Raw genomic sequence first — 12,786 nt, 5'->3', positions numbered from 1 at the left:
AGGAGTAGCCATGAAAAAATCATTAAAAAATATGAGCTTGGCAGAACTACAAACATCATCTACTAAGACTAAAGAGCGCTGGGAGTAGCCATGAAAAATTTATTAATCATTGGCTGGAGCACACTCACTAAACCGAGTGGATATTACAGCTTAGGTGCTTTGGTTATCGGGGGTTTTATTGCCGGCATTATCTTCTGGGGTGGCTTTAATACCGCACTTGAGATAACCAATACCGAAGAATTTTGTATTTCTTGTCATGAAATGGAAAATAATGTCTATGAAGAACTAAAAACTACCATACATTTTTCTAACCGCTCGGGAGTGCGCGCTACTTGTCCTGATTGTCATGTCCCGCATAACTGGACCAGTAAGATAGCACGTAAAATGCAGGCTTCAAAAGAGGTTTGGGGCATGATTTTTGGCACCATCAATACACGTGAAAAGTTTTTAGTGCATCGTCGCCGTTTAGCCGAAAATGAATGGCGAAGACTTAAAGCTAACGACTCCTTAGAGTGTCGTAACTGTCATAACTTCGACTATATGGACTTTACTCAGCAAAGTGAACGTGCTGCTTATCAACACTCTACCGCGTTAGCTAGCGGCGAGAAAACCTGTATCGATTGTCATAAAGGTATTGCTCATCAGTTACCTGATATGAAAGGCGTTGAAGGCTGGTAAGGAAAATATAGCTTAATAACGATAATTAAAACCAGTGCCTGTCACTGGTTTTTTATTATCGTTATTAAGTAGCTCAGCTAGATAACCTGAACACCTCATAATGAAATTTCATCGATAAAGAGCTTATCTAAGCTGAACTCTAGATAAGCGCTAATGAGTCGTGGTACTTTTTATACTATTTTGAAGCTAACATTGAAAATAACAATTATCTTACCTATGTTAAGCAAGGTGCTTTGAAAAAACCAGCCCATTAACAACCAAGGTAGAGCCGATGATAAGCGATCTTGACCATAATTTTCTCGATGAAACAAGTGAAAGCAGTTTACATGAAAGTAACGTAAACTATAGCTTAAAGGGTATTTCTTTGGCGGAAAAACTGGCCCAAGAGCAGGCGCAAAAAAACCTCTTAGCACGCAAGCGTATTGATGAATTAAAAGAAAAAAAACGCCTTAAATATTTACTTGATGATAGCAATGATTGGTAAGCGTTAACTAATTATCATTCATCCTTATATAAGCTCGGTATAACCTTGCAATAACATCATTTAAGCATAAAATAACCGCACACCTTCATACTCACTTTTAAATATTATGACGTTATTTGAAAAGCTGCGCTGCCTACTTACTTTTGGTCAAGGTGTCGCCCTACCTCTCCCTGAACTTTCTGCGAACACAACACCTGAACAATTATTTGAACAATGGTTTACTGATGCGCATAAAGCTGGGATTTTATTACCTGAAGCTATGTCCGTAAGCAGTTGTAGTACCGATGGCCAGCCGAGCTCCCGCATGGTGCTACTAAAAAGTTATGATGAACAAGGTTTTGTTTTCTTTACCAACTACGCCAGTCGAAAAAGCCAGGAACTCGCTGAAAACAACAAAGTGGCTTTATTGTTCCATTGGAATGTTTTACAACGACAAATTCGCATTGAAGGTACAGTAGAGAAAGTATCGGAACAAGAATCTGCGGATTACTTTCATAGTCGAGACAGAGGTAGTCAAGTAGGTGCTTGGGCGTCAAAACAAAGTCAAAAGCTAAAATATGATAATGAACTTAAAGATAAAATGAAACACTTTCAAGAGAAGTTTGTCCAGGGTGACGTACCTCACCCCGAGTTTTGGGGAGGCTGGCGCGTTAAACCCCATGCCATTGAATTCTGGCAAGGGCGAGCGAATCGTTTACATGAACGTCTTTGCTTCGAAAAACAGGGTAAGCAATGGCATAATCATAAGTTAAACCCTTAATAAATGACCTTACCCTGCGGCAATCAATAAGTAAAATTAGCATTTGCCAATGAAGTAAGCCTTACTAGCAAATGCTGAAGTTACTGGCTTATGACTTGGCTAGCGGAATGACCTTAGGTTTTTGACAATTTGGCCTATTGCTTGCCTGATAAAGCTTCATTGAATTCGGTAAATGCTGGCTTAGTTTCTTAATGCGTGTTTGATTGGATGGATGAGTCGACATAAATTCTGCTGGCGAGCCTTGGCCAGAGCCTGCACTTAGTTTAGCCATATTTTGCCAGAGCTTAATACTAGCACTGGGTTCAAAGCCCGAACGAGCCATAAGTTCTTGACCAACAATATCGGCTTCACTTTCATGAGCACGACTATATGGCATAATAACACCGTACTGTAGGCCAAGTCCTAACCCTGCCATCCATAGGCCTTTATTTTCTATATCAGACATGCCTACCGCTGCTGTGGCCGCAGCCATACCCATATTTTTTAGCTTATTGGCTGATAAACGCTCATTGGAATGATGTTCAATCACATGACCAACCTCATGACCGATAATAGCCGCTAACTGATCTTGGTTTTCAGTAACCGTTAAAATACCGGTATAAATACCTATTTTACCACCGGGTAAAGCAAAGGCATTGACTTGTGCAGAGTCAAAAACAACCACTTCCCAATCACCTTTATGCACGGATTGCGGCACATTTTTAGTGATCGCTTTAGCAACACATTGCACAAAATCATTGGTAGCTTTATCCGTACTAATCGGCGTTTTATTTTTTATATCTTCGAAGGAAGCGGCGCCCATTTTATCGAGTTCGCTATCTGAAAATAACATCACTTGGGTGCGACCTGTGCTTGAACTAGAACAAGCGGTAAGCGCAATTACTACGCTAAGCATAATGAGAGGAAGTTTCATGACTAACTTATATAATCCTTAAATGGTAAGTAATGCATATTTTATTACTATGACCAAGAATATACTAGTCAATAGCACCATAAAAAAACCGAGCTAGGCTCGGTTTTCAATTAATGTCACCGGTTATTTTTACGGCTAGCCAACTAGAGCCAACAACACCCCGGCAGCAACGGCCGAGCCAAGTACACCAGCCACATTAGGCCCCATAGCATGCATCAGCAAGAAGTTATGCGGATTAGCCTCTAAGCCAATTTTATTAGCAACACGTGCCGCCATAGGGACAGCGGAAACACCGGCAGCGCCTATCAATGGGTTTATCGGGACTTTAGAGAACTTATTCATAATCTTAGCCATTATGACACCAGAAGCGGTACCAATTGAAAAAGCCACCGCGCCTAACACTAGAATACCTATGGTTTCAACATTTAAGAAAGCTTCAGCACTTAATTTTGAACCAACACCTAAACCTAGAAAGATAGTAGTAATATTAATAAGTTCATTTTGCGCAGTACTACTCAACCTATCAACAACCCCTACTTCACGCATTAAGTTACCTAAACAAAACATCCCCACTAATGGTGTTGCCGCAGGCAAGAAGAAAATGGTCATCATTAACACACCAAGAGGAAAAATAATTTTCTCTATTTTAGTTACTGGTCGTAGCTGTGCCATTTCTATTTTACGTTCGTCTTCAGTGGTTAGTGCTCGCATGATTGGCGGCTGAATAATAGGAACTAAGGCCATATATGAATAGGCGGCCACAGCAATGGCACCAAGTAAATCAGGTGCTAGTTTTGAAGCAAGAAAGATAGCCGTTGGACCATCAGCGCCACCAATAATGGCAATAGCAGAAGCATCTTTTAAGGTAAATTCAATACCGGGAACGTAATTCAAGGCAATTGCGCCAAACAAGGTAGCAAAAATACCAAACTGCGCGGCAGCTCCAAGTAATAAAGTTTTAGGGTTAGCGATTAAGGCGCCAAAGTCGGTCATAGCACCAACACCCATAAAGATAATTAAAGGAAATATGCCCGTATCAATACCAGCGTAATATATATAGTGTAATAAACCACCGACCTCTGAAAAGCCGGCAACAGGGATATTGGTTAAGATAGCACCAAAACCCATAGGCAATAATAATAACGGCTCAAAGTTTCTAGCGATCGCTAAATAAAGCAGGCCGCAGCCCACTAACATCATCACCACCTGACCTGGCTCAAAGTTAGCTAAGCCAGTTGATAGCCATAATTTAGTTAATGAATCCATGAGACCTCCTAAGAAAAGCTAAGTAAGGCATCACCAACAGCAACTGAGTCACCTTCTTTGGTAAATACCGATACAATTTCACCGGCACTTACCGCGCGAATTTCAGTTTCCATTTTCATGGCTTCCATAATGATAACGACATCATTCGCTTCTACATAGTCGCCTACATTGACTAAGACCTTAAAGATGTTACCTGCTAAAGGAGCATTCAGCGTTTCTTCCGCGGAAATAGACGTAGATTGCTTCATAGCATCGTCACCCGCTGGATGAGTTATAGCGTCAATAGAGCCACCAGGCGCAACTACTACATCATAAACCTTGCCATCAACGCTCACGGCATAGTTTTCTGTTGCCGTGGCCGAGTTTTTTTCACTAACCACTTTGCCAGCTGTATTGTCTTTAGTAGGAATAGGTTCAAATGCCGCAGGATTGTTGCGATTCTCTAAGAATTTCAAGCCGATTTGCGGGAATAATGCATAAGTTAAGACATCATCAATAATTTCATCCGCTAACTTTATGCCTTTTTCTTTGGCGATAATTTGTAGCTCTACTGATAATTTGTCAACCTCTGGGTCAAGTAAATCAGCAGGACGACAAGTGATCACAGCTTTACCATCCAAAACTCTTGTTTGTAGTTCTAAGTTGACTGGTGCGGGTGTTGCACCATATTCACCTTTTAACACCCCAGCAGTTTCTTTGGTTATCGATTTGTAACGTTCACCGGTTAAAATATTAAGTACCGCTTGGGTACCAACAATTTGTGAGGTAGGGGTAACTAAAGGAATATAACCTAAGTCTTTACGTACTTTCGGTATTTCAATTAATACTTCATCAAATTTATCAGCTGCGCCCTGCTCTTTTAACTGGCTTTCCATGTTGGTTAACATGCCACCGGGCACTTGCGCCGTTAGGATACGGGCATCTACACCTTTTAAACTGCCTTCAAATTCAGCATATTTTTCTCTTACATCACGAAAATATGCGGCAACTTCCGCCATCTTTTCAATATTGAGTCCGGTAGCTCGAGGACCACCTTCAACAATAGCCGCAATGGTTTCCGTGGCAGAATGGCCGTAAGTCATACTCATTGAAGAAATTGAAGTGTCTATAACATCAATATCACAATCAATCGCTTTCATTTGCGTGGCAACACTTAAACCCGTCGTCGCATGACAGTGTAGAGCGATAGGTAATGAAACAGTTTCTTTCAAGCGGCTAATCAGCTCTTCGGCATCGTATGGTTTTAACAAGCCAGACATGTCTTTAATACACAAAGAATGTGCACCCATATCTTCGATTTGTTTGGCCATTGTTAGCCAACCGTCAAGCGTATGCACTGGACTTTCGGTATAACTGAGTGTGCCTTGAGCATGTGCACCTACTTTAACCGCGGCTTTGATTGAGGTTTGTAAGTTACGCACATCATTCATGGCGTCGAAGATACGAAAAACATCAATACCATTGATGTGAGCACGTTCAACAAATTTTTCCACTACATCATCAGCATAATGACGATAGCCTAAAATATTTTGACCGCGAAATAACATTTGCTGTTTGGTTTTAGGCATCGCTTTTTTAAGGGCACGAATGCGCTCCCAAGGATCTTCACCTAAATATCGAATACACGAATCAAATGTTGCTCCGCCCCATGACTCTATTGACCAATAACCAACGTCATCAAGTGTCGAGGCTATAGGTAGCATGTCGGCCAAACGGAGTCTAGTTGCTAAAATTGACTGGTGTCCATCTCTTAAGACAACTTCAGTTATACCTAGTGGCTTGCTCATTTTTATGCCCTTATATTTTTTTAAAAATGTTTCTGAGGAAGAGTATGATCAAAGATTTAGGTTACTTATCTTGGCCATGCTTTGCGCGATAACGTTTAACCGCCCCGCTTATTGCAGCAACAACAGCAGGTGAAACCTCACCATGAGTTTTGCCGTTACTCTTTCTCTTTTTATTAGCCCGAGAAGGCGGTGTTACGATAGGATCTGGAAACTTTATTGCCAGTTTTGCCAGCACTGTATTAATAAAAACAATTAACATACCTAAAAATACAAATACAAATACCATTCCGGCTAACATTAATGTGCCAGCTTCTAAAAATTGCTGCTGCATATTGTCCATCTTTATTCTCGCTCAAGCTGACTGTAACTTATTGTAATTAGAATAATCACTCCAATAGCTAAAAAGCAAATAATTTTATTATGTTTCAGAAAAATAATTTAAGATCAACCCCCAAAACAACGAATATTCATCATAACAGTAGAAATATAGCTGCCATTTTGCATACTTTAAATATTGTATACAGTATCAAAACCATGAATATAGGCATTCAGCAAAAGATAATTCGCTATAATATACAATATACACAAGGACTTGTATCATTCACATTACGGAATATATATACGAAGCTATTGGTAGGTGAGATAAAATCAACAGTTCGAAGTAGTATAAAACAGACAGTAAACGCTCACTTTCCATACTGATATACCTTTACTTTAATGAGATCACTGTAGCAAGGTTAGCTACCTGATGAAGAGAAACTTTTACGGAGCTGACACTAAAAAGACTAAAATCTAAACTCTGCCTAAGCCGCACTTGCTCACCCCCCCCCTTTATCCGATTATCCGCGTTAAAACGCCGATAACTAAGTCGATATTGATAAACATTTAGCCTTAATAATCGAATAAATTGCACCCTGGATTGACTATATAATGACGTTAGTTTGGTATTAATATTGTGATAAAATATAATTTTTTCATTTTACTTAAATATCAACCAGGCATTAGCAATGATTTCAGCTTGGTTAATAAAAGCGTAAGTTAGCAATAAGAACTTATTGCTAACTTACGGACTATAAAGGGGCAGATGTGGCAGCAGTCGAACCTGAAGCACTTTACGCTAGAGATATAGTGCGTGGTACAGTTTTGTAGCCAACGTTCTATTTTATATAATGCTATCCAGCTAAGTTCAGCCGAATTTAGCTCGATAGCGTCTACTCAAAACAATCTTTCTATATATAGGTAGCGCTTTCAATGTGACGGACGTGGCTACAGTCGAACCTGGAGCACTTTACCAAGAGAGATAGATAGAGATGGTCCAAATTAATTTACGCCGACTGGACAAGGTAGTAGAGCTCTGATGGAGTCGAACCAGCGACTACTTTCCGCAATTTCCCGCAATAAAGAAAGGGATTCAGTTTCGCAGCCAACTTTCTATTCAACGTAAGTCTATCCAGCCGAGCTACGCGCCTACAGTATGAAATGGATGTTCAGATTATTTTAGACATAAAAAACCTAGCAAAACTCGGTTGTTTTATATCTACTAAGTAGAAAAGTAGTGGGCGCGGCAGGAGTCGAACCTGCGACTATTTTCCGCAATAAAGAAAGGGGTTCAGCTTCGTAGCCAACTTTCTATACAACGTAAGTCTATCCAGCCGAGCTAGGCATCAGTAGCATGAAGCCTTATTGACTAAACTTGAGTGTATTAAAAGGATATCAGTATATTCCAGACATAAAAAAACCTAGCAAAACTCGGTTGTTTTATATCTACTAAGTAGAAAAGTGGTGGGCGCGGCAGGAGTCGAACCTGCGACCGGAAGGGATTCAGTTTCGTAGCCAACTTTCTATATAGGTAAGTATATCCAGCTGAGCTAGGCATCAGTAGTATGAAGCCTTATTGACTAAACTTGAGTGTATTAAATGGGTATCAGTATATTCCAGACATAAAAAAACCTAGCAAAAGCTAGGTTTTTTTATATCTACTAAGTAGAAAAGTGGTGGGCGCGGCAGGAGTCGAACCTGCGACCGGAAGGGATTCAGTTTCGTAGCCAACTTTCTATATAGGTAAGTATATCCAGCTGAGCTAGGCATCAGTAGTATGAAGCCTTATTGACTAAACTTGAGTGTATTAAATGGGTATCAGTATATTCCAGACATAAAAAAACCTAGCAAAAGCTAGGTTTTTTTATATCTACTAAGTAGAAAAGTGGTGGGCGCGGCAGGAGTCGAACCTGCGACCGCCTGGTTCGTAGCCAGGTACTCTATCCAGCTGAGCTACGCGCCCGAAGTATAAAATTTTATCCAGCTTTAACAATAGCTGCTCTTCTTTATTTTACCACGTAAAGAAAGTGGTGGGCGCGGCAGGAGTCGAACCTGCGACCGCCTGGTTCGTAGCCAGGTACTCTATCCAGCTGAGCTACGCGCCCATAGTATAAATTTTATCCAGCTTTAACAATAGCTGCTCTTCTTTTTTTTACCACGTAAAGAAAGTGGTGGGCGCGGCAGGAGTCGAACCTGCGACCGCCTGGTTCGTAGCCAGGTACTCTATCCAGCTGAGCTACGCGCCCTCAATTAAGTTATGTTTTATATCGTTACTTATCGATATTTTAACCTAGTTCTTAGCCAGCAGATATAACCTATCCGGCTGAAGCCCTGATAAACTATGTTTTATATCTTAGCCTAAAGATAGTGAACTTTCGTTCTTCACAACCATTAATTATCATAAGATAAAAATGGCGGTGAGGGAGAGATTCGAACTCTCGAACGGATTTAAAGCCGTTACTCCCTTAGCAGGGGAGCGCCTTCGGCCACTCGGCCACCTCACCAATATTTTACCTTTCATCTTCAAGTTCTAATGTTTATTAAACAATAAACGTTAGATAAAACAACTCAATCTGGGTTTAAGCAGATACTCCCTTAGCAGGTAAGTGTCTTTGGCAACTAGGCCACCTCTCCAACGGGGCGAATAATAATGGATCCTAAAAATAAGTCAAACAATTTCTAGCCTTTATTTAGGATAAATCACTGTTTGCTGACAATTCATGCAATTGTACTATTTTTTAATCATTTACCAAGCGTAGAGATAAAAAAACACCGCCTTAGCAGTGTTTTTTTAGCAGTCATATATAACATTATACATAACGATGTTCTGCCAATACTCTAATAATCCACTTAATAATAAGTGAACGGTTAGACTTTATTGCCTGAAACTTCAGCATCACCTTTTTCGGCTTGGATACGCATGTAAATTTCTTCACGATGTACTGAGATTTCTTTTGGCGCATTAACACCTATTCTTACCTGATTTCCTTTAACGCCTAAAACAGTTACGGTGACTTCGTCACCAATCATTAATGTTTCACCTACGCGTCGTGTCAATATAAGCATGTTTTCTTCCTTATTCTTTAAAGTGAGATCACTAAATAAATATATATAAGCTAGTAATATATTAAAATTAGTTACTTTTTAATCCATCCACTATTAACTAATAGTCAATTTTCGATAAAAAGTCATTATTCACTAAAAACACCATATCCGATGATAGTTTTCAATGAACCTTAGATAATAAGCAACAAATAACTTTGTTACTACATCTATCGTTCATATTTTAGCAATATTTCCACATCCTTGAATACTTTTATAGTCTAATTTTACTGCCAATACTGTGATCAATTGCAATATTTTGGTTGTTTTTTGTCAGCAATAACAAAACAATTGCAGTTAGAGGTAAAAAATAACATTTTTATAACATCAAATGAAAACAAAAAAGGAAGCAAATGCTTCCTTTTTATATCCTTTAAGCTAACAGTTAATTGCTACTAGCTATTTTAGCTAACATTTAAGCTAATTTTTCTGTCAACCATACCGACACACTTGCCAGAGCCTGGGTAATATTCTCGGGTTGACTGCCACCCGCTTGCGCCATATCGGGACGTCCGCCACCTTTACCACCCACTTGCTGCGCCACCATATTAACTAACTCACCCGCCTTAACTCGGCCAACTAAATCTTTTGTTACGCCGGCAATTAAGCCCACTTTAGCGCCATTAGCGGTGGCAAGCAGGATAACACCTGATTGCATTTTATTTTTAAGTTCATCAACCATGCCGCGAAGTGCTTTACTCTCTACTCCACCTAAATCAGCAATTAGCACTTTAACGCCATTAATTTCAATCACGTTATTAACTAAATCAGAGCCTGCTTGTGCAGCAAGCTCCTGTTTTAATTGCCCGATTTCCTTTTCCAGCTGCTTAGAGCGACCAACCAGTAGCTCTACTTTGCTAGTAACATTAGCCACATCACTTTTAACCAGCGCGGCAATATTTGTTAAAGAGGCGGTTTGTTGATTAATAAAAGCAAGCGCGCCAATAGCAGTAACCGCTTCGATACGACGAATACCTGCTGCGATACCCGATTCAGAAACAATTTTTAATAAACCAATATCACCCGTTCTATTAACATGGACACCGCCACATAACTCTATTGAAAAATCGCCCAGAGTTACCACACGTACTTCATCATCATATTTTTCACCAAAGAGTGCCATGGCACCTTTTTCTTTAGCTGCTTCGATGTACATTGACTCAGTTTTCCTAGAGTGGTTACGACGAATTTCATCATTAACCATTTGCTCAACCGCATGTAATTCTTCTGCAGTAACACCTTCAAAATGAGAAAAATCAAAGCGTAATTTATCACTCTCACATAATGAACCTTTTTGCGTGACATGTTCACCTAATACTTTTCGTAATGCGGCATGTAATAAATGGGTCGCGGTATGGTTTTTAATAATAGCGGCTCGGCGTTCAACATTAATCTCCGCTTTTACCCGTCGATTTAAACCAATATCTGTCCGCGCAGTCCCTCTATGAGCAAAGGCATTACCTAATTTAACGGTATCAGTTACTTCAAATACTCCGCCATCTAGGTGCAATAAGCCACTATCACCTACCTGGCCACCTGATTCTGCATAAAAGGGCGTGTGATCTAGAATGACAATACCCTGCTCACCTGAATTTAATTGCTGTACTGGCTCTTGGTCTTGGTTATTGAATAATTCCACCACGGTCGCAGAATATGAATCATTGTCATAACCTTTAAAAGCAGTTTTGTGATCAGATTTAAGCTGCTGATTATAATCAGTACCAAATTGACTCGCTTTTTGAGCCCGTTTACGTTGTTGCGCCATTGCTTTATCAAAGCCGTCATGATCAACCTTCAACTGACGTTCACGGGCAATATCTGCTGTTAAATCGATAGGAAAACCATAGGTATCATATAATTTAAAGACATCATCACCCTTGATGGTATCGCCCGATAAATTGCTAAGAATATCTTCTAGTAAAATCATGCCACGGTCTAAGGTCCGACCAAATTGCTCTTCTTCTATACGTAATAATTTTTCTATAGTCGCTTGTTGCTGCACTAACTCTGGGTAAGCTTCACCCATTTGGCTAACTAAAGAAGCTACAATTTTATGGAAGAAATGCCCTTTCGCTGCTAATTTATGGCCATGACGAATCGCGCGGCGAATGATACGACGCAGTACATAACCACGGCCTTCATTTGATGGGACTACGCCATCAACAATTAAGAAGCTACATGAACGTATATGATCACTAATTACCCGTAAAGATTTATGTTCAAGATCGCTACAACCAAGTAGCGCTGCAGTATCTTTAATTAACGCTTGGAAAATATCTATTTCGTAGTTGCTATGCACATTTTGCATAATGGCAGCAATACGCTCCAACCCCATACCTGTGTCTATAGATGGGTTAGGTAATGGCTCCATAGTACCGTCACTTTGACGGTTATATTGCATAAATACTATGTTCCAAATTTCGATAAAACGATCGCCTTCTTCATCGGGAGAGCCTGGAGGTCCACCAAAGATATCTGCGCCGTGATCATAAAATATTTCAGAGCAAGGACCACAAGGTCCGGTATCGCCCATAGACCAAAAGTTATCAGACTCAAACTTTTTATCTGCAGACTTATCACCTATACGAATTATTTTTTCTACTGGAATACCTATTTCATCTTTCCAATAAGCAAAAGCCTCGGCATCATTTTCATAAACAGTGACCAGTAATTTTTCCTTTGGTATGCCCAACGCAACGGTTAAAAACTCCCAAGCATAGCTGATCGCTTCCTCTTTAAAATAATCACCAAAACTAAAGTTACCCATCATTTCAAAAAAGGTATGATGACGGGCGGTATAGCCGACATTTTCTAAATCATTATGTTTACCACCCGCGCGTACACAACGTTGTGCTGACGTTGCTCGGGTATAACTACGCTTTTCTGCGCCTAGAAAAACATCTTTAAAAGGCACCATACCGGCATTGGTAAACAATAACGTGGCATCATTCCCTGGTACTAATGAGCTGCTTTTAACTATTTGATGTTGTTTGGTGGCAAAGAAATCTAAAAATGCCTGACGGACTTCGGCGGTGCTTTTAATCATGGGGATACTCAGTAAATCGATTTAGGTCTATGTAAATTCTGGGTTTATTCTAATTATGGTTCTACATGCTGAATTCAGTCTAATACCGCAAAAATATTATCTCTGACATAAGCGCGGTATTGTAAGAAACGCTTCTTTTTGGCGCATTGTTTTTGTACTGCTTTTTTATCAAGCTTGCTCTTAATGGTTTCATCAATAGAGTACTTGGCGCCAAAGCGCTTATTATACGCAAGCTCGGCTTGAAGATACCAATCAATTTCGCAACTTTCAGCCAATTTTTGCATAATTGTTGTGCAGACGAGCTTTTGTTCCAACTCATTGACAATGTAAAACCGGCCATAACCAGGGTTAGCTTGGTACCGACAGCGATGGGCAGAAAAGCGCACATCACTTAAATTATTTTATTCAATTAAATACTCTAGAATTATTGAA

Annotated in this window: 10 protein-coding genes and 4 tRNA genes; 3 read left to right on the top strand and 11 right to left on the bottom strand. The window is 39.9% G+C overall.

What is annotated here, in order from left to right; all coding sequences use genetic code 11:
• Positions 1–90: 90 nt before the first annotated feature.
• The 3 genes from CMT41_RS04065 (at position 91) to pdxH (ending at position 1,922) form a co-directional block, all read left to right on the top strand.
• On the top strand, positions 91–678 hold the full coding sequence (locus CMT41_RS04065; protein WP_058026430.1) for a cytochrome c3 family protein: 588 nt from the start codon (positions 91–93) through the stop codon (positions 676–678).
• A 271-nt stretch (positions 679–949) separates the two neighbouring features.
• On the top strand, positions 950–1,162 hold the full coding sequence (locus tag CMT41_RS04060; protein WP_058026429.1) for a PA3496 family putative envelope integrity protein: 213 nt from the start codon (positions 950–952) through the stop codon (positions 1,160–1,162).
• 106 nt (positions 1,163–1,268) lie between these two features.
• Positions 1,269–1,922, top strand: a complete 654-nt coding sequence (pdxH, locus tag CMT41_RS04055; protein ID WP_058026428.1) for a pyridoxamine 5'-phosphate oxidase — start codon at positions 1,269–1,271, stop codon at positions 1,920–1,922.
• 88 nt (positions 1,923–2,010) lie between these two features.
• On the opposite strand, the gene CMT41_RS04050 is transcribed toward pdxH, so the two are convergent.
• The 11 genes from CMT41_RS04050 to CMT41_RS04000 form a co-directional block, all read right to left on the bottom strand.
• Positions 2,011–2,835, bottom strand: a complete 825-nt coding sequence (locus CMT41_RS04050) for a M48 family metallopeptidase (protein WP_057179910.1) — start codon at positions 2,833–2,835, stop codon at positions 2,011–2,013.
• 135 nt (positions 2,836–2,970) lie between these two features.
• A complete protein-coding gene (locus tag CMT41_RS04045; protein WP_057179909.1) occupies positions 2,971–4,101 on the bottom strand; it encodes a sodium ion-translocating decarboxylase subunit beta in 1,131 nt (376 codons plus the stop codon).
• Positions 4,102–4,109: 8 nt separating this feature from the next.
• Positions 4,110–5,888, bottom strand: a complete 1,779-nt coding sequence (gene oadA / locus CMT41_RS04040) for a sodium-extruding oxaloacetate decarboxylase subunit alpha (protein ID WP_057179908.1) — start codon at positions 5,886–5,888, stop codon at positions 4,110–4,112.
• 61 nt (positions 5,889–5,949) lie between these two features.
• Positions 5,950–6,219: an OadG family protein gene (locus CMT41_RS04035; protein WP_231732966.1), complete on the bottom strand. Its 270-nt coding sequence runs from the start codon at positions 6,217–6,219 to the stop codon at positions 5,950–5,952.
• A gap of 1,873 nt (positions 6,220–8,092) precedes the next feature.
• Positions 8,093–8,169 (bottom strand) — tRNA-Arg (locus CMT41_RS04030).
• A gap of 65 nt (positions 8,170–8,234) precedes the next feature.
• Positions 8,235–8,311: transfer RNA gene (locus CMT41_RS04025), tRNA-Arg, on the bottom strand.
• Between the two features lie 64 nt (positions 8,312–8,375).
• Positions 8,376–8,452 (bottom strand) — tRNA-Arg (locus tag CMT41_RS04020).
• 166 nt (positions 8,453–8,618) lie between these two features.
• Positions 8,619–8,710: transfer RNA gene (locus CMT41_RS04015), tRNA-Ser, on the bottom strand.
• Between the two features lie 364 nt (positions 8,711–9,074).
• A complete protein-coding gene (csrA, locus tag CMT41_RS04010) occupies positions 9,075–9,272 on the bottom strand; it encodes a carbon storage regulator CsrA (protein ID WP_057179906.1) in 198 nt (65 codons plus the stop codon).
• A 451-nt stretch (positions 9,273–9,723) separates the two neighbouring features.
• Positions 9,724–12,354 carry an alanine--tRNA ligase gene (gene alaS, locus CMT41_RS04005; protein WP_058026427.1) on the bottom strand — a complete coding sequence of 877 codons (2,631 nt, stop codon included), beginning with the start codon at positions 12,352–12,354 and terminating at the stop codon, positions 9,724–9,726.
• Positions 12,355–12,428: 74 nt separating this feature from the next.
• Positions 12,429–12,638, bottom strand: coding sequence for a hypothetical protein (locus CMT41_RS04000; RefSeq protein WP_057179904.1), 210 nt, complete (start codon positions 12,636–12,638; stop codon positions 12,429–12,431).
• Positions 12,639–12,786: the final 148 nt, after the last annotated feature.

Source organism: Colwellia sp. MT41 (assembly GCF_001444365.1).
Classification (GTDB): Bacteria; Pseudomonadota; Gammaproteobacteria; order Enterobacterales; family Alteromonadaceae; genus Colwellia; species Colwellia marinimaniae.
Note: the sequence above shows the minus strand (reverse complement) of the source record. Positions and strands in the feature narration are given on the sequence as shown.